22 protein-coding genes are annotated in these 22336 nt (G+C 75.3%); 15 read left to right on the forward strand and 7 right to left on the reverse strand.

Translation table 11 applies throughout. The annotated features are described in order from the left end of the window. Positions 1 to 2: 2 nt before the first annotated feature. Together ACI798_RS05275 and ACI798_RS05280 are read left to right on the forward strand one after the other, a co-directional pair. A complete protein-coding gene (locus ACI798_RS05275) occupies positions 3 to 1154 on the forward strand; it encodes an endo-1,4-beta-xylanase (RefSeq protein ID WP_457047405.1) in 1152 nt (383 codons plus the stop codon). Positions 1155 to 1234: 80 nt separating this feature from the next. After that, entirely contained in the window at positions 1235 to 2128 is an 894-nt protein-coding gene (locus ACI798_RS05280) for an alpha/beta fold hydrolase (protein ID WP_456940293.1), read from the forward strand. A 45-nt stretch (positions 2129 to 2173) separates the two neighbouring features. On the opposite strand, the gene ACI798_RS05285 is transcribed toward ACI798_RS05280, so the two are convergent. After that, the gene (locus ACI798_RS05285) at positions 2174 to 2944 is read right to left on the reverse strand and encodes an SDR family NAD(P)-dependent oxidoreductase (protein ID WP_457047406.1); all 771 of its coding nucleotides are present in this window, start codon (positions 2942 to 2944) and stop codon (positions 2174 to 2176) included. A 118-nt stretch (positions 2945 to 3062) separates the two neighbouring features. Here ACI798_RS05285 and ACI798_RS05290 point away from each other — a divergent pair, with 118 nt between their 5' ends. From ACI798_RS05290 to ACI798_RS05300, 3 genes are read left to right on the forward strand one after another with little or no spacing between them, the layout of a single operon-like run. After that, positions 3063 to 3488: a hypothetical protein gene (locus ACI798_RS05290; RefSeq protein ID WP_456940295.1), complete on the forward strand. Its 426-nt coding sequence runs from the start codon at positions 3063 to 3065 to the stop codon at positions 3486 to 3488. After that, positions 3409 to 4497: an alpha/beta fold hydrolase gene (locus ACI798_RS05295; RefSeq protein ID WP_456940296.1), complete on the forward strand. Its 1089-nt coding sequence runs from the start codon at positions 3409 to 3411 to the stop codon at positions 4495 to 4497. Before ACI798_RS05290 ends, ACI798_RS05295 begins: the two co-directional genes overlap by 80 nt. A 2-nt stretch (positions 4498 to 4499) precedes the next feature. Continuing rightward, on the forward strand, positions 4500 to 5042 hold the full coding sequence (locus ACI798_RS05300; RefSeq protein ID WP_456940297.1) for an N-acetyltransferase family protein: 543 nt from the start codon (positions 4500 to 4502) through the stop codon (positions 5040 to 5042). Positions 5043 to 5129: 87 nt separating this feature from the next. Here the strand turns inward: ACI798_RS05300 and ACI798_RS05305 are convergent, their stop codons facing one another. The 3 genes from ACI798_RS05305 to ACI798_RS05315 form a co-directional block, all read right to left on the reverse strand. After that, the gene (locus ACI798_RS05305) at positions 5130 to 6764 is read right to left on the reverse strand and encodes an ABC-F family ATP-binding cassette domain-containing protein (RefSeq protein ID WP_456940298.1); all 1635 of its coding nucleotides are present in this window, start codon (positions 6762 to 6764) and stop codon (positions 5130 to 5132) included. 84 nt (positions 6765 to 6848) lie between these two features. After that, a complete protein-coding gene (locus ACI798_RS05310) occupies positions 6849 to 8024 on the reverse strand; it encodes an adenylate/guanylate cyclase domain-containing protein (protein WP_456940299.1) in 1176 nt (391 codons plus the stop codon). Positions 8025 to 8037: 13 nt separating this feature from the next. Beyond that, positions 8038 to 8496, reverse strand: coding sequence for a universal stress protein (locus tag ACI798_RS05315; RefSeq protein ID WP_456940300.1), 459 nt, complete (start codon positions 8494 to 8496; stop codon positions 8038 to 8040). A gap of 201 nt (positions 8497 to 8697) precedes the next feature. On the opposite strand from ACI798_RS05315, the gene ACI798_RS05320 reads away from it, so the two are divergent. From ACI798_RS05320 to ACI798_RS05350, 7 genes are all read left to right on the forward strand, one after another. Continuing rightward, positions 8698 to 9669 (forward strand): ABC transporter ATP-binding protein, encoded by a 972-nt coding sequence (locus tag ACI798_RS05320; RefSeq protein ID WP_456940301.1) that lies wholly within the window; start codon positions 8698 to 8700, stop codon positions 9667 to 9669. Further along, entirely contained in the window at positions 9666 to 10430 is a 765-nt protein-coding gene (locus tag ACI798_RS05325) for an ABC transporter permease (protein ID WP_456940302.1), read from the forward strand. Before ACI798_RS05320 ends, ACI798_RS05325 begins: the two co-directional genes overlap by 4 nt. A gap of 44 nt (positions 10431 to 10474) precedes the next feature. Then, positions 10475 to 11281, forward strand: a complete 807-nt coding sequence (locus tag ACI798_RS05330) for an ankyrin repeat domain-containing protein (RefSeq protein ID WP_456940303.1) — start codon at positions 10475 to 10477, stop codon at positions 11279 to 11281. A 127-nt stretch (positions 11282 to 11408) separates the two neighbouring features. Further along, positions 11409 to 15263: a multifunctional oxoglutarate decarboxylase/oxoglutarate dehydrogenase thiamine pyrophosphate-binding subunit/dihydrolipoyllysine-residue succinyltransferase subunit gene (locus ACI798_RS05335; protein ID WP_457047407.1), complete on the forward strand. Its 3855-nt coding sequence runs from the start codon at positions 11409 to 11411 to the stop codon at positions 15261 to 15263. A 2-nt stretch (positions 15264 to 15265) separates the two neighbouring features. Continuing rightward, a complete protein-coding gene (locus ACI798_RS05340) occupies positions 15266 to 15454 on the forward strand; it encodes a DUF6104 family protein (protein ID WP_456937677.1) in 189 nt (62 codons plus the stop codon). Positions 15455 to 15584: 130 nt separating this feature from the next. Then, complete coding sequence (locus ACI798_RS05345; protein ID WP_457047408.1) at positions 15585 to 16301, forward strand: metal-dependent hydrolase; 717 nt, start codon at positions 15585 to 15587, stop codon at positions 16299 to 16301. A gap of 36 nt (positions 16302 to 16337) precedes the next feature. Beyond that, positions 16338 to 16715 (forward strand): hypothetical protein, encoded by a 378-nt coding sequence (locus ACI798_RS05350; RefSeq protein WP_457047409.1) that lies wholly within the window; start codon positions 16338 to 16340, stop codon positions 16713 to 16715. A gap of 2 nt (positions 16716 to 16717) precedes the next feature. On the opposite strand, the gene ACI798_RS05355 is transcribed toward ACI798_RS05350, so the two are convergent. After that, a complete protein-coding gene (locus ACI798_RS05355; protein ID WP_456940307.1) occupies positions 16718 to 17152 on the reverse strand; it encodes a hypothetical protein in 435 nt (144 codons plus the stop codon). 140 nt (positions 17153 to 17292) lie between these two features. Here ACI798_RS05355 and ACI798_RS05360 point away from each other — a divergent pair, with 140 nt between their 5' ends. Further along, positions 17293 to 18633 carry an MFS transporter gene (locus ACI798_RS05360; protein ID WP_457047410.1) on the forward strand — a complete coding sequence of 447 codons (1341 nt, stop codon included), beginning with the start codon at positions 17293 to 17295 and terminating at the stop codon, positions 18631 to 18633. Then, positions 18630 to 20084 carry a pyridoxal phosphate-dependent decarboxylase family protein gene (locus ACI798_RS05365; protein ID WP_457047411.1) on the forward strand — a complete coding sequence of 485 codons (1455 nt, stop codon included), beginning with the start codon at positions 18630 to 18632 and terminating at the stop codon, positions 20082 to 20084. Before ACI798_RS05360 ends, ACI798_RS05365 begins: the two co-directional genes overlap by 4 nt. Here ACI798_RS05365 and ACI798_RS05370 read toward each other — a convergent pair. After that, positions 20074 to 21267: an NAD(P)-dependent malic enzyme gene (locus tag ACI798_RS05370; protein WP_457047412.1), complete on the reverse strand. Its 1194-nt coding sequence runs from the start codon at positions 21265 to 21267 to the stop codon at positions 20074 to 20076. The two genes, ACI798_RS05365 and ACI798_RS05370, sit on opposite strands and share 11 nt — an antisense overlap. A gap of 83 nt (positions 21268 to 21350) precedes the next feature. On the opposite strand from ACI798_RS05370, the gene ACI798_RS05375 reads away from it, so the two are divergent. Then, a complete protein-coding gene (locus tag ACI798_RS05375; protein WP_456940311.1) occupies positions 21351 to 21956 on the forward strand; it encodes a dTDP-4-dehydrorhamnose 3,5-epimerase family protein in 606 nt (201 codons plus the stop codon). Here the strand turns inward: ACI798_RS05375 and ACI798_RS05380 are convergent. After that, positions 21953 to 22318 (reverse strand): S24/S26 family peptidase, encoded by a 366-nt coding sequence (locus ACI798_RS05380; protein WP_456940312.1) that lies wholly within the window; start codon positions 22316 to 22318, stop codon positions 21953 to 21955. The two genes, ACI798_RS05375 and ACI798_RS05380, sit on opposite strands and share 4 nt — an antisense overlap. Positions 22319 to 22336 lie beyond the last annotated feature (18 nt).

The following is a 22336-nucleotide window of genomic DNA, read 5'->3' on the forward strand; positions in this document are numbered from 1 at the left end:
CCGTGAAGCGAGTTCTCCGACTGGCCGCCGCCACGTGCGCCGCCTCTGCCCTGCTGTCCACCGGCGCCCAGGCCTGGGCCGCGCCGGCGGGCGGGGGCACCGCGACCGCGCCCGGTTACGACAAGCAGGACAGCCTGCGCCGCCTCGCGCCGCAGGACCTCGTGATCGGCAGCGCCGTCGCCGGTGGCGGCCACCACGAGACGATGGACTACCCCCCGCCGTTCCCGGACGACGCGGAGTACACCGAGATCCTGGGCGAGGAGTTCAGCTCGCTGTCGCCCGAGAACCAGATGAAGTGGGAGTTCATCCACCCCGAGCGCGACCGCTGGAACTTCGGGCCGGCCGACGAGATCGTCGCCTTCGCCCGCCAGAACAACCAGGTCGTGCGCGGCCACACGCTGCTGTGGCACAGCCAGAACCCGGCCTGGCTGGAGCAGGGCGACTTCTCGGCCGAGGAGTTGCGCGAGATCCTGCGCGAGCACATCCAGACGGTGGTCGGCCGCTACAAGGGCCAGATCCAGCAGTGGGACGTCGCGAACGAGATCTTCGACGGGGCCGGGAACCTCCGGACCGAGGAGAACATCTGGATCCGCGAGCTCGGCCCGGGGATCATCGCCGACGCCTTCCGCTGGGCACACGAGGCCGACCCGCACGCCAAGCTGTTCTTCAACGACTACGGCGTGGAGAGCGTCAACGCCAAGAGCAACGCCTACCACGCGCTGATCCAGCAGCTGCAGGCCCAGGGCGTGCCCGTGGACGGCTTCTCCGCACAGGCGCACCTGAGCATCCAGTACGGGTTCCCGGGCGACCTGCAGCGGAACCTGCAGCGCTTCGACGACCTGGGCCTGGAGACCGCCATCACCGAGCTCGACGTCCGCATGGTGCTGCCGCCCGGCGGCGAGCCCACCGCCGGGCAGCTGGAGCAGCAGGCCGACTACTACGGCCGGACCCTGGAGGCGTGCCTCGCCGTCGAGGACTGCAACTCCTTCACCCTCTGGGGCTTCACCGACAAGTACTCCTGGGTGCCGGTGTTCTTCCCCGCCGAGGGCGAGGCGACCGTGATGGACGAGGAGTACGCGCCCAAGCCGGCCTACGAGCGCCTGCAGGAGCTGCTGGCCGAGGCCCGGCCCGGCCGGCAGGTCACCGAGCGCTGACCGTCCCGCCCCCTCGCGCCGCCCGGCACCGGTCCCGTCCGGTGCCGGGCGGTCGCGCGTCCGGGGCTAGCGTGCGGAGCATGGAGCACACCGGGGTGCAGACCACCCGCGCCGGCGACGTCGAGCTGGCCTACGAGACCTTCGGCTCGGCCGGGGACCCGCCGCTGCTGCTGGTCATGGGACTGGCCACGCAGATGATCGGCTGGCCCGACGAGTTCTGCCGGATGCTGGCCGAGCGCGGCCTGTACGTCGTCCGGTTCGACAACCGGGACATCGGCCTGTCCACCCACCTCGACGACGCCGGGGCGCCCGACGTCCTCGCCGTCATGGGCGGCGACCACTCGAAGGTGCCCTACCGCCTCGCCGACATGGCCGACGACACCGCCGCCCTCCTCGACGCGCTGGGCATCGACAGCGCCCACGTCGTCGGCGCCTCGATGGGCGGGATGATCGCCCAGTCGCTGGCCGTCCGGCACCCGGAGAGGGTCCGCAGCCTCACCTCGATCATGTCGACGACGGGCGACCCCGCCGTCGGCGCGCCCGCCGAGGCCGCCATCGGCGTCCTGCTCGCCCCGCCGGCCACCGACCGGGAGAGCGCCGTGCAGCGTGCGGTCGACACCTACCGGGTCATCGGCTCCCCCGGCTTCGAGTTCGACGAGCACGGGCTGCGGGAGCGGGCCGGGCTGTCGTTCGACCGCGCCCACAACCCGGCCGGCGTCGCCCGCCAGCTCGCCGCGATCCTGGCCAGCCCCGACCGCACCGCCGACCTCGCACGGGTCGCCGTCCCCACCCTCGTCGTCCACGGCGAGCACGACGCGCTGGTCAACGTGTCCGGCGGCCGGGCGACGGCGGCCGCGATCCCCGGCGCCGAGCTGCTCGTCGTCGACGGGATGGGCCACGACCTGCCGCGCGAGGTGTGGCCGCAGCTGGTCGACCGGATCACCGAGCTCGCCGCGCGCGCGGACGGCCGCTGAGTGCGACCGGGGCCCCGCCGCACGAGGCGGGGCCCCGGGACCCGGTCAGCTGGTGAGCATGCCGCCTTCCACCGGGATCGTCGTCCCGGTGACGTAGCCGCCGGCGTCGCTGACCAGGAAGACCAGGGCGGCCGCGAGCTCCATCGGGTCGCCGGCGCGGCCGGCCAGCACCCGGCCCATCTGCTGGTCGAGGTAGCCCTCGGGGTACTGGTCGGTCATCTCCGAGGCGAAGAAGCCCGGTGCCAGCGCGTTGACCCGGATGCCCTTGCGGCCGGTCCACTGCTGGGCGAGGTCGCGGGTCAGCCCGATGAGGCCGGCCTTGCTCGCCGCGTAGGCGGCCTGCGGCAGCCCGGCGGTGGTCAGGCCCAGGATGCTGGAGATGTTCACGATGGAGCTGCCCGGCTTCATCACCCGCCCGCAGGCCTGGGCCATCCAGTAGCAGCCGTTGAGGTTGACGTCGATGACCGACCGGAACTCCTCGGGCTTCTCCCGGGTGGCCGGGACCGCGGTGCCGATGCCGGCGTTGTTGACCAGGACGTCGACCCGGCCGAACTCGGCCATCGTGGCGTCGACCAGCGCCTGGCAGTCCTCCACCTCGGCGACGTCGGTGCGCACGGTGATCGCCCGCCGGCCCTCGGCCTCGACGGCCTCCTTCGTGGCGGACATCCGGTCCTCGCGGCGGGCGCCCAGCGCCACGTCCGCCCCGGCCTGGGCCAGCGCCCGGGCGAACACCACGCCCAGCCCCGACGACGCCCCCGTGATGATCGCCACCTTCCCGTCGAGCCGGAACATGTCCAGGATCGTCCTGTCCGCCACCGTGGTCTCCTCTCCCGCGCCGCACCGTCCCCAGGACCGTAACGGCGCTGTGCGGTAGATCACCGCGCGGGCGGGTAGGAGGCCCGGCGGGTAGCCGGTCCCGCTGAGGAGGAACTCGATGTCGTCACCGACACCGCCGGGGCCCCCGCTGTGGCGGCAGGCGTACGACGCCGCCGAGAAGCGGGTGACCCCGCACGCGGAGAACCTGGTGCGCACGCCGTACTTCGCCGTCGGGGTGGGCCTGCTGCGCCGCGCGCAGACGCTGGCGAAGGACACCGCCCGCGGCGTCTCCGCGCGCGCCTGGCACCTGGTCAACCTGCCCGCCGGCACCGATCTCGCCCGGCTGCGCGCCCAGGTCGGCGCGCTCGACCGCGAGGTCCGGCGACTGACCGTGCAGCTGGACAACGAGCGCCGCCGTCCCCGGACGGCGGACGTCCCGCCCCCCTCGACCTCGGAGGAAGCCGATGCCGACGGTGCCCAGTCCCCAGGCGGTCCTCGACCGCGTCCGCCGCGACGTGGAGCGCAACGCCCTCCGCGCGCGTAACGGCATCAAGCTCGTCGCCGGCGTCGACCGGCCCGGCGTGGGGCTGACGCCCAAGGACGTCGTCTGGGAGCGCGGCCGCACCCAGCTGTGGCACTACCGCAGCGACAAGGTCCGGTACTCGCCGCCGCTGCTGATCGTGTTCAGCCTGATCAGCCGCAGCTACATCCTCGACCTCACGCCGGGGAACTCCTTCGTCGAGCAGCTGCTCGACGCGGGGTTCGACGTCTACATGGTCGACTGGGGCGAGCCCGACGCGCGGGACGCGCAGAACCGGCTCGAGGACTACGTCGACGACTACATCCCCGCCGCCGTCGAACGGGTGCGCGAGCTGTCCGGCGCCGACGAGGTCAACCTGTTCGGCTACTGCTTCGGCGGCAACCTGACCCTGCTCTACGCCGCCCACCACCCGGACGCCCCGGTCCGCAGCCTCACCGTGCTGGCCACCCCGGTCGACTTCACGCAGATGGGGCCGATGGCGGACGTCTTCCGCGGCGGCCTCGACGTCGACGACGTGGTCGACGAGGACGGCAACGTGCCGCCGCGGGTCGTCGTCCAGGGGTTCCGCACCCTCACCCCCACCTCCGAGGTCACCCGGTACGTGACGCTGTGGGAGCGCCTCTGGAACGACGAGTACGTGGCGGCCTACCAGGCGATGACCGGCTGGTCCGACGACCACATCCCGTTCCCCGGCGCGGCCGCCCGCGAGACGGTGCAGATGCTGGTGCGTGACAACGGGATGGTCACCGACCGGCTGACCGTCGCCGGGGACCCGGTGCACCTGTCCGACATCCGGCTGCCGTTCCTCACCGTGCGCGCCGACCGCGACCACATCGTCCCGCCGGACGCGACCGCGCCGCTGATCGACCTGGTCGGCTCGGAGGACAAGCACGAGCTGCGGCTCAACGCGGGACACATGGGCCTGGTCGTCGGCCGGACGGCGGCGAAGACCACGGTGCCGGAGATCATCGGCTTCCTGAGGAAGCGCAGCGACGAGGTCGGGGAGGACTGAGCGTGGACGTCGTCGAGCTCGGGTCGGCGCACTGCGACGCGCTGCTGCGCTTCTTCGGGAGCCTGCCCGAGGGCGACCTGACCTTCATCGAGGAGGAGGTCACCGACCCCGACGTCGTCCGGTCCTGGGCGTCGGGCAGCGCGGGCGGGCGGCGGTTCGTGGCGCTGGACGGGGACGAGGTCGCCGGGTACGTCGCGGTGCGCCCGCTGCCCGGCTGGTCCTCGCACGTCGGGGAGGTGCGGCTGGTCGTCTCCCCCACCCGGCGCGGCGAGGGCCTGGGCCGGCAGCTCGCCCGGCAGGCGCTGGTGACGGCGGTCGGGGACGGGCTGGCGAAGCTGGTCGTGGAGGTCGTCGCCGAGCAGGGCGCGGCGCTGGCGCTGTTCACCGACCTGGGCTTCACCGGGGAGGCGCTGCTGCGCGACCACGTCCGGGACCGCGAGGGGAACCTGCGCGACCTCATGGTGCTGGCCCACCACGTCGACGACACCTGGTCGGGCATGGCCACCGTCGGCCTGGACGAGGCGCTGGGCCAGGACCTCAGCTGACGGTCGGCACGCAGCACCTGCCGCTGTTCCGGCCTCCCTGCAGGGCCCCGCTGCGAGCGTGCGAGCAGTGGGGGGCAGGGAGGTCCTTCATCCCGTGACCCGGCCGCCGTCGACGGTGAGCCGCCGGGTGGTGGCCACCGCCTCGAGCATCCGGCGGTCGTGGGTGACCAGCAGCAGCGTGCCCGGGTAGGCGGCCAGCGCCGACTCCAGCTGCTCGATCGCCGGCAGGTCGAGGTGGTTGGTCGGCTCGTCGAGCACGAGCACGTTCACCCCGCGGGCCTGCAGCAGCGCCAGCGCCGCGCGGGTCCGCTCCCCCGGCGAGAGGGTGGCCGCCGGGCGCAGGACGTGCTCGGCGGTGAGGCCGAACTTGGCCAGCAGGGTGCGCACCTCGGCGGTCGGCCAGTCGGGCACCTCGGCGGCGAAGGCGTCGAGCAGCCGCCGGTCGCCGGTGAACAGCCCGCGGGCCTGGTCGACCTCGCCGAGCCGCACCGCCGGGCCCATCGAGGCCGCGCCGGAGTCCAGCGGCACCCGGCCCAGCAGCGCGCCGAGCAGCGTCGTCTTGCCGGCGCCGTTGGGCCCGGTGATCGCCACCCGGTCGCCCCAGTCGACCTGCAGGCTCACCGGGCCGAGGGTGAAGCCCCCGCGGCGCACCACGGCGTCGCGCAGCGTGGCGACGACGGCCCCGGCGCGCGGGGCGGCGGCGATGGTCATCCGCAGCTCCCACTCCTTGCGGGGCTCCTCGACCACCTCCAGCCGCTCGATCCGCCGCTCGGTCTGCTTCGCCTTGGCGCCCTGCTTCTCCGCCGTCGACCGGTTGTGCGCCTTGATGAACTTGTCGGGGTCCTTCTGCTTCTTGACCGCGTCGCGCACCCCCTTGGCCAGCCAGTTGCGCTGCATCCGCGCCCGGGCCTCCAGCTCGGCCTTCGTCTCGGCGTACTCCTCGTACTCCTCGCGCGCGTGCCGGCGGGCCACCTCGCGCTCGACCAGGTAGCTGTCGTAGCCGCCGTCGTGCACCCGCACCAGCTGCTGGGCGAGGTCGAGCTCGACGACGCGGGTGACGGTGCGGGCGAGGAACTCGCGGTCGTGGCTGACGACGACGATGCCGCTGCGGGTGCCGGCGACGAAGGCCTCCAGCTGGTCGAGCCCGGCCAGGTCGAGGTCGTTGGTCGGCTCGTCGAGCAGCAGCACGTCGTAGCGGGACAGCAGCAGCGCGGCCAGCCCGACCCGCGCCGCCTGGCCCCCGGACAGCGCCGGCATCGCGGCGTCCGGGTCGACACCGGGGGCGACCTCGGCGAGGACCTGCTCGAGCCGCTCGTCGAGGTCGGCGCCGCCCAGGGCCAGCCAGCGCTCCAGCGCCTCGGCGTAGGCGTCGTCGGCGCCGGGGCGGCCCTCGGCGAGGTCGGCGGTGGCGGCGTCGAGCGCGGCCTGCGCGGCGGCGACGCCGGTGCGGCGGGCCAGCGCGGCGGCGACGGTCTCGCCCTCGCGGCGGTCGCGCTCCTGCGGCAGGTGCCCGACGGTGGCCGTCGGCGGGCTCAGCGTGACCGAGCCGGAGCCGGCCGGCAGCTCACCGGCCAGCGTGCGCAGCAGCGTGGACTTGCCGGCGCCGTTGACGCCGACCAGGCCCACGACGTCACCGGGCGCGACGACGAGGTCGAGGCCGGAGAAGAGGACGCGGGCGCCGTGGCCGGCGGCCAGGCCGCGCGCGAGGAGGGTGGCGCTCATGGAGGTGCTCCCGGGAGGACGGATCGGTCGGGTCGACGTCGTTCCGGGGGTCACAGCACGCACCCACGGTAGCGCGCGGGCCGGTCAGGCGTCGCGCGCGTTCCCGTCGCCCGGCCCGTCGCCGTGGTCCTCGCCGTGGTCCTCGTCGTGGTCCTCGTCGTGGTCCTCGTCGAGGTCCTCATCGGGGTCCTCGCCGGCGTCCTCGTCGGGGTCCTCGCCGAGGACGTCGTCGGCCATGTCGTCGAGCATGTCCTCGAGCGCGTTGTCCTCCTCCCCCTCCGGCCGGCGGCGGACCAGCCACGGCTGGAGGTGGTCGTAGCCGCGCACCGACACCCGGCGCAGCGGCCGCACCCGGTACCGCGGCTGCCCGCGCAGGCGGCGGGCGAGCTCGCGGTCGACCAGCATCGTCCCGGCGTGTGCCACCGAGGTCAGCCGGCTGGCCAGGTTGACCACCGGCGAGTAGACGTCGCCGAGCCGGGTGAGCACCGTGCCGTAGGCGGCGCCGACCCGCAGCGGCGGCCGGTCGGGGGCGTCCCAGGCCTCGGGCAGGGTCAGCCCGATCTCGACCGCGTCCACGGCGGAGACCGCGGTGTAGAGGACGCCGTCGCCGACGGTCTTGACCACCCGGCCGTGCGAGCGGGCGATGACCTCGGTCGCGGTCGCCTCGAACGCCTCGACCATCGCGCCGAGCTCGCGGCCGGCCATGCCGCGGGAGCGGGTGGTGTAGCCGACCAGGTCGGCGAAGCCGACGGCGAGCTCGCGGCGGTCGCCGGGCTCGCCGGTGGCCAGCACCCGGTCGATGTTGGCCGCGAGGTGCCGGCGCCACACGTAGTCCTGCGTGCGGGCGAGCAGGGGCAGCAGCACCTCGGCCGCGGCGACCGGGTCGACGGCCTCGGGACCGAGCTCGCGGGCCTGCCGGGTGAGGACGTCGGCGAGCAGGTCGGTCTGCCAGTCCGCCAGCCGCGACAGCGCCTGGCCGGTGGCCCGGGCGATGGAGGCCTCGGTGTCGGGGTCGACGAAGCCGGAGTCGATGAGCGCCGACAGGGTGGCCAGCGCACCCACGTCGGCGAGGGTGAAGGCCGGGTCGTCGTCGGCGACGTCCGGGAAGCCCAGCGCGCGCCACAGCCGCTGGGTGCGCTCGGGCGGCATGCCCGCCGCCGCGGCCACCTGCAGCCGGGTCAGCCGGCGCGGGCCGCCGAGCAGCAGCCGCTCCAGCGCCTCCCGGACGGCGTCGCGGTCCGGGCCGGGTCCGGGGTCCACGTCCGCCCCCGGGTCAGCCCGTCGTGTGGACGACGAGCACGTCGCAGGCCGAGCGGCGCGTGGCGTCGGCCGGGACCGAGCCCAGCAGCCGGCCCCGGATGCCGTTGAGCCCGCGGTTGCCGACCACCAGCAGGTCGGCGTCCTCGCGCCGGACGACGTCGAGCAGCGCCTCCACCGGGGACCCGAGGACGGCGACCGTGCGGACGTCGCCGGCGCCCGCCTCCGACGCCACCTCGCCGGCCTGCCGGACGGTCTCCTCGGCGGGGTTCGAGCCCACCACCTGGTAGGCCTCCTCCCCCAGCACGTCCCGGGCCCGGGACAGCTCCCGGTCGTCCTCCTCGGTGGGCAGGTAGGCGCAGGCCACGACGAGGGTCGCCCCGCAGGCGCCGGCGAGGGCACCGGCCCGCGCGACCGCGCGCAGCGAGGACTCCGAGCCGTCGGTCCCGACCACGACCGTCCGATAGGCGCTCACGGCGCGCACTGTAGTGATCGCGCCGCGCCGCTGTGCCGCCGGTCACGGGCCGGGCACCCGATCGGGCCGGCGGGAAACGGCTGGTGGACGGCGGGTTGCCGGAGCACGACGGGACGGCGCGCCGTCCCCTCGCGACCTCGGCAGCGTCCCCGGCGTGGGCCAGGATGGCGACCGCACGGGGACCGACGGCTGAGGAGGACCATGACCAGCGCGACTCCCGGACGCGCGGGACCGGTGCGGGTCGAGGTGTCCGGTCTGAGCAAGACCTTCGGCACGGTGCGGGCCGTCTCCGACCTGGGCTTCACCGTGGAGCCGGGCTCGGTGACCGGCTTCCTCGGCCCCAACGGCGCGGGCAAGACGACGACGCTGCGGATGGTGCTCGGGCTGGTCACGCCCGACGCCGGCACCGCGACCTTCGACGGCGTGCCCTACGCGGCCCTGCGGGAGCCGGTGCGCACCGTCGGTGCCGTCCTGGAGACCGCGTTCCACCCCGCCCGCTCCGGCCGCGACCACCTGCGCGTGTACTGCCGCGCCGCCGGTCTGCCCGTCTCCCGCGCCGACGAGGTGCTCGAGCGGGTCGGGCTGACCGCCGCCGGGCGCCGCCGCGCCGGCGGCTACTCCCTCGGCATGCGGCAGCGGCTGGCACTGGCCACCGCCCTGCTCGGCGACCCGCCGGTGCTCGTGCTCGACGAGCCGGCCAACGGCCTGGACCCCGAGGGCATCCTCTGGCTGCGCGGGTTCCTGCGGCACCTCGCCCACGACGAGGGGCGCACGATCCTCGTCTCCAGCCACCTGCTCGCCGAGGTCGAGCAGACCGCCGACCGCGTGGTCATCGTCGGCGCCGGCCGGCTGGTGCGGCAGGGCTCGATCGCCGAGCTGCGCGCCGGGGCGTCCGGGGGCGGCGTGCTGGCCCGCAGCCCCGAGGCCGACCGGCTGGCCGCCGTCCTCACCGAGGCGGGCGTCGTCGCCACCCGCGGCGAGGACGGCCTGGTCACCGTGCGCGGGACGACGCCGGCCGACGTCGGCGCCCGCGCCTTCGCCGCCGGGGTGGAGCTGCACGAGCTGCGCGCCGAGACCACCGGCCTCGAGGACCTGTACTTCCGGCTCACCGCCGGCCAGGAGCAGTTCGCCGCCGACCCGGCCGCCGTGACCGCCGAGGGAGCCGCCCGATGACCGCGTTGGTGCGCGCCGAGTGGACCAAGTTGTTCACCACGCGCGTGTGGATCGGCCTGCTGGCCGGCGCCTGCCTCATGGCCGGCGGCTTCGCCGCGCTGTTCACCGGCCTGGCCGGCGTCGAGCAGGACGGCCAGCCGGGGCTGCCCGCGGTGGGGACGCCGGAGTACGAGGAGGTCGTCTTCTCCGTCGCGGCCAACGCCAGCGTGTTCTTCCTGATCCTCGGCATCATCGGGATGACCGCCGAGTACCGGCACCGCACCGCGACGCCGACCTTCCTCACCACCCCGCGCCGCGGGCGGGTGGTCGCCGGCAAGCTGCTCGCCTTCGCCGCCGCGGCGGTCCCGTTCGCGCTGCTCGTGCTGGCCGTCGTCACCGTCGTCGTCCTGGTCTACGCCGGTGCCCGCGGAGCGGCGCCGGCGCTGGACGCGGACAACCTGCGGACGCTGGGCGCGGCCGGGCTGGTGCTCGTCGTCTTCGCGGTCATCGGCGTCGGCGTCGGCGCGCTGCTGCGCAACCAGGTCGGCGCGATCGTCGGCGCGCTGGTCTACCTGTACGTGGCCGAGCCGATCATCTCCTCGATCGGCGCGATCCAGGGCGCGTACAAGTGGCTGCCCGGCGGCGCGGTGCAGGCGGTCACCTCCGACTTCCAGGCCCCGGACCTCCTGGAGCCGTGGCAGGGCGGCCTGCTGCTGCTCGGATACGGTCTGCTGGCGGCCCTGCTCGGCACCTTCCTGGCCGTCCGCCGCGACGTCGGCTAGCCCGCGCCGGCCTCCCCGCACCCGCACCGAGAGGTCCCCCTCGCATGACCACCCGCATGACCCTGCAGCGCCTGGGCCGGCTCGTGGCCGACGGCGACGCCGAGGCCGTCCGCAGCGCCGTCACCGAGGCGCCGCGGCTGCTCACCGGCACGGTCGAGCGCGCCGGCGACGGCGGCTGGACGCCGCTGCACCTGGCCGTCGCGCAGGGCCGGGAGGACGTCGTGCGCGTGCTGGTCGACGCCGGCGCCGACCTGGGGGCGCGCACCGAGTCCGGCCGCACGCCGCTGCACGTCGCCGTCGAGCACGCCCCGCAGCTGGTCCCCGTGCTCACCGGGCTCGGCGCCGCCGTCGACGCCGCGGCCGCGGCCTACCTCGACGACTCCGGCCGGCTCGCCGCCGAGCTCGACGCCGGCGCGCCCCTGACCGACGTCGCCGGCGGCTGGGACCTGCTCACGCTCGCCGCCGCCGGCGGCGCCCCGGGCACGCTGCGCCTGCTGCTCGACCGCGGTGCCGACCCCGACGGCGGCGCGCTGGCCGCCGCGGCCGCCGTCGGCCGGGCGGACCTGGTCCGCGTCCTGCTCGACGCCGGCGCCACCGTCGGCCGCCGGGACCCCGACACCGGCCGCACCGCGCTGCACGAGGCCGTCGAGGCCGGCCGGGGCGACGACGCGCCCGAGGTCGTGCGGCTGCTGCTGGCCGCCGGGGCGGACGTCAACGCCACCACCAGCGACGGCGCCAGCGCGCTCGACATCAGCCGCATCGCGGCGGCCCGCCACCGGCGCGACGCAGGTCAGGCGGGCGCCCGGGACGCGCTCGTCGACCTGCTCGTCGCCTCCGGCGCCGCCGACTGACCGGCCCCCGACCAGCGGCTCCCGCGACGCGGACGGCCTGCTCCGGGCGGTTCCGGAGAACCGGACGGGCGTAGACTCCAACCCCGGTCCAGCGACGTCCACCGACGACGAAGAAGGCACTCGCCCCGTGTCACGCGACAACTCATCCCGGCCGTCCGCCACCTCGTCCTCCTCCGCGGTGGCGGGCTTCGGCACCAACGAGTGGCTGGTCGAGGAGATGTACCAGCAGTACCTCGCCGACCCGTCCAGCGTGGACCAGGCCTGGCACGAGTTCTTCGCCGACTACCGGCCGGGCAGCCCGGTCGCCGCCAGCGACGACCGCGAGCAGGCGCCGGCCCCCGCGGCCGGCAACGGTGCCGCCGCCCAGCCGGCGCCCGCGGCCGCCGCGCCCTCCCCCGAGCGCCCGGCCGCCGCCGACGCCGCCGCCTCGGCTCCCGCGGCCGCCGCCCCCGTGGCGCCGTCCCCGGCCCCGGCGCGCTCCACCCCGGTCCCCGAGCGCACGGAGGCCACCGTGGTCGACCAGGCCGCCGACCGCGCCGACCGGACGGAGAAGGCCGCGCCGGCGAAGACCGCGCCGGCCAAGCCCGCCCCGGCCGCCGCGAAGCCCGCCCCCGCCGCCGACGGCCCGAAGCGGACGCCGCTGCGAGGCGCCGCCGCCAGCGTCGTCAAGAACATGAACGCCTCGCTCACCGTGCCGACGGCGACGAGCGTGCGCGCGGTGCCGGCCAAGCTGCTGGCCGACAACCGCATCGTCATCAACAACCACCTGAAGCGCTCGCGCGGCGGGAAGGTCTCCTTCACGCACCTGATCGGCTACGCGCTGGTCCGGGCGCTGGACGACTTCCCGAACATGAACGCGGCCTTCGCCGAGGTCGACGGCAAGCCGACCCTGGTGCAGCCCGAGCACGTCAACTTCGGCCTGGCCATCGACCTGCCCAAGGCCGACGGCTCCCGCTCGCTCGTCGTCGCCTCGATCAAGGCCGCCGAGCAGATGGACTTCGCCCAGTTCTGGGGCGCCTACGAGGACGTCATCCGCCGCGCCCGCGCCGGCAAGCTGACCCTCGAGGACTTCTCCGGGACGACGATCAGCCTGACCAACCCGGGCACGATCGGCACCGTCCACTCGGTGCCGCGGCTGACCGCCGGCCAGGGCGCGATCATCGGCGTCGGCGCGATGGAGTACCCGGCCGAGTTCCAGGGGATGAGCCCCGAGGCGCTGACCGAGCTCGGCGTCTCGAAGATCATCACGCTGACCTCGACCTACGACCACCGGATCATCCAGGGCGCCGAGTCCGGCGACTTCCTGCGCCGGCTGCACCAGCTGCTGCTCGGCGAGGACGGCTTCTACGACGAGGTCTTCCGGTCGCTGCGCCTCCCCTACGAGCCGGTGCGCTGGATGCCGGACGTGCGGGTCAGCCGCGAGGGGCAGATCGACAAGGAAGCCCGGGTCATCGAGGTCATCGAGTCCTACCGGCGCAACGGCCACCTCATGGCCGACACCGACCCGCTCGAGTTCAAGGTCCGCAGCCACCCCGACCTGGACATCCTCCAGCACGGCCTCACGCTGTGGGACCTCGACCGGCCCTTCCCCGTCGGCGGGTTCGTCGGCGAGAAGGTCATGCCGCTGCGCGACATCCTCGGCGTGCTGCGCAACTCCTACTGCCGCACCGTCGGCGTGGAGTACATGCACATCACCGACCCCGAGGAGCGCGAGTGGCTGCAGAAGCGCATCGAGCTCAAGGCCGAGCAGCCCGACCGGGAGAAGCAGAAGCACATCCTCGGCCGGCTCAACGCCGCTGAGGCGTTCGAGACCTTCCTGCAGACCAAGTACGTCGGCCAGAAGCGGTTCAGCCTCGAGGGCGGCGAGTCGGTCATCCCGATCCTCGACGAGGTCCTCATCGCGGGCACCGACCACGGCCTGGACGAGGTCGCGATCGGCATGGCCCACCGTGGCCGGCTCAACGTGCTGGCCAACGTCCTCGGCAAGAGCTACTCGAAGATCTTCGGCGAGTTCGAGGGCAACATCGACCCCGGCACGGTCCAGGGTTCGGGCGACGTGAAGTACCACCTCGGCGCCGAGGGCACCTTCGAGAACCCGTTCAAGCCGGGTGCCGAGATCGCCGTCTCGCTGGCGAGCAACCCCTCGCACCTGGAGACGGTCAACCCCGTCCTCGAGGGCATCACCCGCGCCAAGCAGGACATGATCGACAAGGGCGAGCAGGGCTTCACCGTCCTGCCGGTCCTGCTGCACGGCGACTCCGCGTTCGCCGGCCAGGGCGTCGTCCAGGAGACGCTGAACCTGTCCCAGCTGCGCGGCTACCGCACCGGCGGCACCGTGCACGTGGTCATCAACAACCAGGTCGGCTTCACCACCAGCCCGGCCGCGGCGCGCTCGAGCCTCTACTCGACCGACGTCGCGCGGATGGTCAACGCGCCGGTCTTCCACGTCAACGGCGACGACCCCGAGGCGTGCGTCCGCGTGGCCCGGCTGGCCGTCGAGTACCGGCAGGCGTTCAAGAAGGACGTCGTCATCGACCTGGTCTGCTACCGCCGCCGCGGGCACAACGAGGGCGACGACCCGTCGATGACCCAGCCGCTGATGTACGACATCATCGACCGCAAGCGCTCGGTCCGGAAGCTGTACACCGAGGCGCTGGTCGGCCGCGGCGACATCACGCTGGCCGAGGCCGAGGAGGCGCTGAAGGACTACCGCGACCAGCTGGAGCGGGCCTTCGCCGAGACCCACGACGTCACCGAGACCCCCAAGCCGCAGCCGGTCATGGACCAGCCGGCCCAGCAGGTCTCCCCCGTCGCCACCGCCATCACCCCCGAGGTGATGAAGGCGATCGGCGACGCGCACGTCTCGCTGCCGCCGGACTTCACCCCGCACCCGAAGCTCAAGCGGCTGCTCGAGCGGCGCGCGGCGATGATCAGTGAGGGCGGCATCGACTGGGCGATGGGCGAGCTGCTGGCCTTCGGGTCGCTGCTCATGCAGGGCATCCCGGTGCGGCTGGCCGGTCAGGACTCCCGCCGCGGCACGTTCGTGCAGCGCCACTCGGTGCTCATCGACCGGGAGACCGCCGCCGAGTACACGCCGCTGGCGCACCTGGCCGAGGACCAGGCGAAGTTCTTCGTCTACGACTCGCTGCTGTCCGAGTACGCCGCCCTCGGGTTCGAGTACGGCTACTCGGTGGCCAACCCCAGGGCGCTGGTCCTCTGGGAGGCCCAGTTCGGCGACTTCGTCGACGGCGCGCAGATGGTCATCGACGAGTTCATCTCCTCGGGCGAGGCCAAGTGGGGCCAGCGTTCCGGCGTGACCATGCTGCTGCCGCACGGTCTCGAGGGTCAGGGCCCGGACCACTCCAGCGGCCGCATCGAGCGGTTCCTGCAGCTGTGCGCCGAGAACAACATGACCGTCGCCAACTGCTCGACCCCGGGCAACTACTTCCACCTGCTGCGCCGGCAGGCGCTCTCCGACGTGCACCGGCCGCTGGTCGTGTTCACGCCGAAGTCGCTGCTGCGGGCCAAGGCGGCGGTCAGCCCGGTCGCGGACTTCACCGACGAGGGCTTCCGCCCGGTGCTCGGCGACCCCGGTGTCGGCGGCGAGCCGCTCGACGACGCCGCGGTGCGCCGGGTGCTGCTGTGCAGCGGCAAGGTCGCCTACGACCTGGTCGCGCAGCGGGAGAACGAGGGCCGCACGGACACCGCGATCCTGCGGGTCGAGCAGCTCTACCCGCTGCCGGCCGAGCAGATCGCCGAGGCGGTCGGCCGCTACCCGAACGCGCAGGACCTCGTCTGGGTGCAGGAGGAGCCGGCGAACATGGGCGCCTGGTCGTTCATGGCGCTCAACCTCCCCGAGCACCTCGGCGGCCGGACGCTGCGGCGGGTCAGCCGGAAGGCCTCGGCCAGCCCCGCGGTCGGCTCGGCGAAGGTCCACGAGGTGGAGCAGAAGGAGCTCGTCGCGAGCGCCTTCGCCGACTGAGCGTGTACTTCACCGACCGGGGCCTGGAGGAGCTGGCCGACCGGCGGGGCGAGGAGCAGGTGACCCTCGCCTGGCTGGCCGACCAGCTGCAGGCCTTCGTCGACCAGCACCCCGACTTCGAGGTGCCGATCGAGCGGCTGGCCACGTGGCTGGCGCGCGGCGGCACCGACGACGTCGAGGACCTCGACTAGCCCGACCACACGACGACGAGATCGGTGATCCCGCCGGCTCCGGCCACCCGGAGTGCGCGAGATCGCCGATCTCGTCGTCCGTGGAGCGCGCCTGCACCGGCCGGGCCGCGCACGACGGCACGCTGTGTCCGTGCTCGGTCACTCGCACGCCCTGTCCGGACTCGCGGCCGGCGCGGCGACCCTGCCCTGGGCGCCCGTCGAGGGCCCCGTCGCCCAGGTCGCGTGGGTGGCCGCGGTCGGCGGGTTCGCCATGCTGCCCGACCTCGACCACACCGGCTCCACGGTCTCGGACATGTGGGGGCCGGTCACCGACGTGCCCTCCGGCGCGATCGGCCGGCTGGCCGGCGGGCACCGCTGGGGCACCCACGACGCCGTCCTGGCGCCGCTGGCCTTCGGCGCGCTCGCGCTCGCCGCGGCCAACCTGTTCTGGTCCAGCCTCGTGGTCATGGCGCTGGGGATCGGGCTGGCGCTGCGGGCGCTGCACTTCGTCATCCCCGGCCGCGCGGAGAACACCGTCGTCGGCAACCTGGTGCTCTCCTTCGGCGGCGCCTGGCTGCTGCTGGCGCACATCCCGCAGCCGACGTGGCTGCCTCTCGCGGTCGGGCTGGGCGTCCTCACGCACATCGCGGGCGACCTGATCACCAAGCAGGGCGTGCCCCTGCCGGTGCTGTGGCTGGCCAAGCGGCGGCGGCTCGCGCTCACCCCGATGCGCACCGGGACGACGCTGGAGAAGGCGGTGCTGGCCCCCCTGTTCCTCGGGGTCGCGGTCTGGTTCGTCTACGCCAACACCGGTGTCCGCGAGGCCGTGGACCCCTACCTGGCCGACCTGGTCACCCTCGGCGGCTGAGACCGCGCCGAGACCCGGGCGCGCCATGCTCGCCGCGTGACCCGTGCCGTCGTGCTGCTCACCGCCCTGGCGTGTGCCGCGTGCGCCCCGTCGGCCGGCGCCCCGGCCGCGTTCACCGACCGCGATGCGCTGCCCGCCTGCCCCGCCCAGGACCTCGGCCAGGGCGAGCGGGTCGCGGCGGACGCCCTGGCGTGCCTGGCCGCCGGCGAGGCCGAGCTGGAGGTCACCCGCCCGACCACCGAGGGCGACCCCGTGACGAGCTGGTACCGCGCCCGGCCCGGCCTCCCCGGCCTGGAGGTGTTCGTCGACGGCAGCCGCGACCGGTTCGGCACCGGTGACTGGCTGCGGCTGGACTGCCCCGCGGCGACCTCCCCCGAGGACCTCGGGGACTGCGCGGAGACCGTGCTGGGCTGAGGTCAGCCGGCCCGGGTCATCGTGGACTCGTAGCCGCCGCCGGGCCACCGCCACGCGCCCTCGTTGACCGTGCCGTCGGGGCTGAAGCGCCCCTCGTAGCGGGCCGGGGAGTCGGTGCCGCCGAACCAGATCCGGAGGACGTCGTCCTCGACCCGGTAGGTGTACTCGAGCAGCTCCCCACCGGCGCCGAAGTAGTGCGACCGCAGCTCGCCGGCGGCCTCGTCCCAGCCGATGTACTCCACCCCGCGGGTGGCGTCGTCGCCGCGCAGGTCCACGTGCTGGACCAGCCAGTTGCCGCCGTCCATCCACTCGTAGCGGACCTGGCCGCGCGGGCCGCCGGGGCCCGAGACGGTCCAGGTGCCGACGAGCCGGTCGAGGGTGCGCAGCGCCGCCGCGCGGGCCTCGGGAGCGGCCGGGGTGCTCGGGTCGGGGTCCATGGTCGCCTCCTGGGCGGGCGGGGCCCGGCGCCGTCGCGGGGCCACACCGGGGAGACCGCCCGGCGGCGCCTCCCTCATCGGTGGACCCCGCGGAGGTCTCCGGGACCGTGCCGCGCCGACGGCGGCTACGGTCCCCCGCTGTGACCGCCGTCGCACCGCGCCTGTCCCGGGGGACCCACCTCGGCTACGCCCTCGGCTCGATCGGGACGGCGGCGTTCGGCACGGTGCCCGGCCTGCTGCTGCTCCACTACCTGACCGACGAGCTGGGCGTCGCCGCCGGGCTGGCCGGGCTGGTGGTGTTCGCTCCCAAGGCCTGGGACGTGCTGCTCAACCCGTGGATCGGCAGCCGCTCGGACCGGACGACGGGCCGCTGGGGGCCGCGCCGGCCGTGGATGCTGGCCGGCGGGCTCGCCCTGCCGCCGCTGTTCGTCCTCGTGTTCACCGGGCCGGGCGCCCCGCCGGCGGCGGCCGCAGCGTGGGTGGCGGTGGCCTTCCTGCTCGCGGCGACCGCCTACGGCTGCTTCCAGGTGCCCTACGTCGCCCAGCCGGCCGAGATCACCGACGACCCCGGCGAGCGGGCCACGCTCGTGTCGTGGCGGGTGGCGGCGCTGGCGGTGGGCATCCTGCTGGCCGGCGCCGGCGCGCCGGCGGTGGTCGACGCGTTCGGCGGCGGGCGCGCCGGGCACCTGGCCATGGCGGTGTTCGTGGCCGTGCTGCTGGCCGCCGGGATGCTCGGCGCGGTGGCCGGCACGCGGCGGGCGCCCACGCTCACCCGGGTGACGAGCGAGGGCCGGCTGGGCGCGACGCTCGTCGTCGCCTGGCGGTCCCGGCCGTTCCGGGTGCTGCTCACCGGGTTCGTCGTCCAGGCGCTGGGGATCGGCGTGATGCTCGCCGGCGTGCCCTACTTCTCCGAGCACGTGCTCGGCGACGCCGCGGCCGGCTCGCTGCTGTTCGCCGCGCTGGTCGGCCCGGCGATCCTCGTCATGCCGCTGTGGCTGCGGGTGAGCCGGCGGCTGGGCAAGCGGACCGGGCTGCTGGCGTCCTCGGCGCTGTTCGCGGTGGGCACCGGGGCGCTGGCGCTGGTCGGCACCGGCGGCACGGGGGCGGCCGTCGCGCTCGTGGTGCTGGTCGGCGTCGGTTACGCGGGCATGCAGATGTTCCCGCTGGCGATGCTGCCCGACGTCGTCGCCGCCGACGAGGCCGCCTCCGGGCGGCGGCGGGCCGGCGTCTTCACCGGCGTCTGGACGGCCGCCGAGACGCTCGGCCTCGCCGTGGGGCCGGGCCTGCTCGGGCTGCTGCTCGCCGCGGCCGGCTACGTCTCCTCCGCCGGCGGCGACGCCGTCCAGTCCGGCGGCGCGGTGCTCGCCGTCCGGCTGGGCTTCACCGTCGTCCCGGCGCTGCTCGTGCTGGCCAGCCTGCCGGTGCTGGCCCGCTACCGGCTCCACCCCGTCCCCGCCCGGCCCCAGGAGGTCCCCGCGTGACGCCGCAGGAGGTGCTGGCCGAGCTCACCGCGCTGCAGGCCGGCGACGTGCCCACCCACGGGGGCTCGACGATGGCCTACGTCTACGACTCCGGGCTCGCCGGCGTCGAGGACCTCGCCGCCGCCGCGCAGGCCGCGTTCCAGTGGACCAACGCGCTGGACCCGACCGCCTTCCCCAGCGTCGCCCGCATCGAGGACGACCTGGTGGGCGCGGCGGCCGACCTGCTCGGCGGCGGGCCGGCGACGGTCGGCACGGTGACCAGCGGCGGCACCGAGAGCTGCCTGCTGGCGGTGCTGGCCGCCCGCGAGCGCTGGCGGGCACGCGGCGGCACCGGGCGGGCGCGGCTGCTGCTGCCGGTCACCGCGCACGCCGCGTTCCGCAAGGCCGCGCACCTGTTCGACCTCGAGGTCGCCGACGTCGCCGTCGACCCGGACACCTGCCGGGCGCTGCCCTCGTCGGTGGCGGCCACGCTGGACGCCCGTGCCGCGCTGGTGGTGGTCAGCGCGCCGTCCTACCCGCACGGCGTCCTCGACCCGGTCGGCGAGGTGGCCGCGCTGGCCGCCGCCGCGGGCGTCCCCTGCCACGTCGACGCCTGCATCGGCGGCTGGGTGCTGCCCTTCCTCGACGACGTCCCCGAGCCCTTCGACCTGTCGGTGCCCGGCGTGACCTCGCTGTCGGTGGACCTGCACAAGTACGGCTACGCGCCCAAGGGCGTCTCCGTGCTGCTCACCGCGGAGCCGGAGCTGCGGCAGGGGCACTGGTTCAGCACCGCCGGCTGGCCTGGCTACCCGGTGGTCAACCCGACGCTGGCCGGCACCCGCCCGGCCGGGCCGATGGCCGCCGCCTGGGCCGTGCACCGGTGGCTGGGCCGGGACGGCTACGCCGAGCTGGCGCGGGCCACGCGGGCGGCCACGGTCGCCCTCGCCGAGGGCGCGGCGGCGATCCCCGGCCTGCGGGTGGTCGGGACGCCGGTCGCCACCCTGGTCGCGCTGGCGCAGGACGGCCCGGCCGGCGTCGACGTGCTCAACCTCGCCGACGAGGCCACCGCCCGCGGCTGGCTGCTGCAGCCCCAGCCGCCGTTCGCCCAGCCCGGCGGCGCCGACCTGCCCGCCACGCTGCACCTCACCGTCACCGGCGCCACGGCCGGCCGGGTGGACGTCCTGCTCGCCGACCTCGCCGACGCCGCCCGCGCGGCCGCCGCGCTGCCCCCGCCGGTGGCCGACCCGGACCTGGTCGCGGCGGCCGCGACGATCGACCCCGCGGCGCTCACCGTGGCCGAGGTCGACGCGCTGCTGGAGGTCGCCGGCGTCGGCGGCGGCCGGCTGCCCGAGCGGATGGCGCCGGTGCACGCCCTGGTGGCCGCGCTCCCCCGCCCGGTGGCCGAGCGGCTGCTCGCCGGCGTCCTCGACCTGGTCTACCGGCCGCGCCGGGAGGCGGCGGCTACCTCGTGACGCCCTGCTCGCGGGCGCAGGCGGCCACGGCCTCGGCGACCGCGGTGGCCACCCGCCGGTCCAGCGGGCTCGGCACGACGTACCCCGGCGCGAGGTCCCCGCCGACGACGCCCGCGATCGCCTCGGCCGCCGCGAGCTTCATCTCCTCGGTGATCGCCGTGGCGCCGGCGTCGATGGCGCCGCGGAACACCCCGGGGAACGCCAGCACGTTGTTGATCTGGTTGGGCAGGTCGCTGCGCCCGGTGGCGACGACGGCCGCGTACCGCGCCGCCATCTCCGGGTCCACCTCGGGCGTCGGGTTGGCCAGCGAGAACACGATGCAGTCCGCCGCCATCGACGCGATCGCCGCCTCCGGCACCGAGCCGCCGGACAGGCCCAGGTACACGTCGGCGCCCTCGAGCGCGCCGGTCATCGTGCCCGCGTGGCCGGCCCGGTTCGTGTTCTCGGCGACCCACCGCTTGACCGGCGTCAGGTCCTCGCGCCCGGTGTGCAGCACCCCGCGGGAGTCCGCGACGGCGATGTCCCCGACGCCGGCCCCCAGCAGGATCTTCGTGCAGGCGACCCCCGCCGCCCCGGCGCCGGAGACGACCACCCGCAGGTCGCCGAGCGCGCGCCCGGTCACCCGCGCCGCGTTGCGCAGCGCCGCGAGGACGACGATCGCCGTCCCGTGCTGGTCGTCGTGCATGACCGGGACGTCCAGCCGCGCGCGCAGCCGCTCCTCGACCTCGAAGCAGCGCGGGGCGCTGATGTCCTCGAGGTTGATCCCGCCGAAGGACGGCGCGATCGCGACGACCGCCTCGACGATCTCGTCGACGTCGGTGGTCGACAGCACGATCGGCACCGACGACAGCCCGGCGAACTCGCTGAACAGGCAGGCCTTGCCCTCCATCACCGGCAGCGCCGCGGCGGGGCCGATGTCGCCCAGGCCCAGGACGGCGGTCCCGTCGGAGACGACCGCGACGACCCGCGGGGCCCAGGTGAACCGGCGGGCGAGCGCGGGCTCCGCGGCGATCGCACTGGAGACGCGCGCCACGCCCGGGGTGTAGGTGAGCGCGAGGTCCTCGCGGGACTCGATCGGCCGGGTCGGCCGGACCACCAGCTTGCCGCCCTCGTGCACGGCGAACGCCGCGTCCCCGCTGAAGCGGTCGGCACTGTCCCCGGCGGAGCCCGTCGCTGCGCTCATGGCCTCGACAGGGTAGTGCTGTGACCTCCGTCGCCGGGCCGCCGACCCCGCACCCGTGGCACCCGCCTCGTTACCGTGCGGCCGTGGAGATCCGAGAACTCGCCGTCCCGGACAGCTACGTCCTCGACCTGGTGCCGCACGGGGACGACCGTGGCCGGTTCACCGAGTGGTACCGCGCCGACGTGCTCGCCGGGGCCACCGGGCGGGCGCTGCCGCTGGCCCAGGCCAACCACAGCGTCTCGGCGCGCGGCGTGCTGCGCGGCGTGCACTTCGCGCTCGTGCCGCCCGGGCAGGCCAAGTACGTCTACTGCCCGGCGGGGCGGGTGCTCGACGTCGTCGTCGACGTGCGGGTCGGCTCGCCCACCTTCGGCGTCTCCGACGCCGTGCTGCTCGAGGCGGAGCGGCCGCGCGCGGTCTTCCTGGCCGAGGGCCTCGGCCACGCCTTCCTCTCCCTCGAGGACGGCTCGTCGGTCACCTACCTGGTCTCCACGGGCTACTCCCCCGGCCGCGAGTTCGGCGTCTCGCCGCTGGACCCCGAGCTCGACCTGCCGTGGCCGGGCGACGTCGAGGTCCGGCTCTCGGACAAGGACCGGGCCGCCCCCACCCTGGCGCAGGCCCGCGAGCAGGGCGTCCTGCCGACGATGGCGGAGTGCCGCGCCTGGTACGCGCAGCAGCGCGCCGGGGCCTAGAGGGCGGGGGCCGCGGGCAGCCGGCCGGGGCGCGGCTGCAGCCGGAGCACCACCCGGCCCACGGCGACCGCGGGCCCGTAGGCCCGGCTGTCGTCGGTGACCAGCGGGTTGTCCCCGCGGACGTCGACCGCGCCGTCGCCGAGCAGCCGGTGCACCCGCTTGACCACCAGCAGGTCCGGGCGGGCCGGGAAGCGGGCCAGGACGACGTCGCCGACCGCCACCCCGCCCGGACGCACCCGCCGCACCAGCAGCCGGTCGCCGTGGCGGACCGTGGGCGACATCGACGGGCCCGTCACCCGGGCCAGGACCCACCCCGAGGGCAGCGGTGGGAACGGTCGCTCGGCGGGACGGGGGCTGATCACCGCGAGTAGGGTCGCAGA

Source organism: Geodermatophilus sp. SYSU D01045, assembly GCF_054050295.1.

Excerpts from the sequence above, each read along its gene's own strand:
- ACI798_RS05280 (WP_456940293.1), top strand. The coding sequence starts at position 1,235 with ATGGAGCACACCGGGGTGCAGACCACCCGCGCCGGCGACGTCGAGCTG.
- ACI798_RS05330 (WP_456940303.1), top strand. The coding sequence starts at position 10,475 with ATGACCACCCGCATGACCCTGCAGCGCCTGGGCCGGCTCGTGGCCGAC.
- ACI798_RS05355 (WP_456940307.1), bottom strand. The coding sequence starts at position 17,152 with ATGGACCCCGACCCGAGCACCCCGGCCGCTCCCGAGGCCCGCGCGGCG.
- ACI798_RS05325 (WP_456940302.1), top strand. The coding sequence starts at position 9,666 with ATGACCGCGTTGGTGCGCGCCGAGTGGACCAAGTTGTTCACCACGCGC.
- ACI798_RS05290 (WP_456940295.1), top strand. The coding sequence starts at position 3,063 with ATGTCGTCACCGACACCGCCGGGGCCCCCGCTGTGGCGGCAGGCGTAC.
- ACI798_RS05295 (WP_456940296.1), top strand. The coding sequence starts at position 3,409 with ATGCCGACGGTGCCCAGTCCCCAGGCGGTCCTCGACCGCGTCCGCCGC.
- ACI798_RS05320 (WP_456940301.1), top strand. The coding sequence starts at position 8,698 with ATGACCAGCGCGACTCCCGGACGCGCGGGACCGGTGCGGGTCGAGGTG.
- ACI798_RS05370 (WP_457047412.1), bottom strand. The coding sequence starts at position 21,267 with ATGAGCGCAGCGACGGGCTCCGCCGGGGACAGTGCCGACCGCTTCAGC.
- ACI798_RS05305 (WP_456940298.1), bottom strand. The coding sequence starts at position 6,764 with ATGAGCGCCACCCTCCTCGCGCGCGGCCTGGCCGCCGGCCACGGCGCC.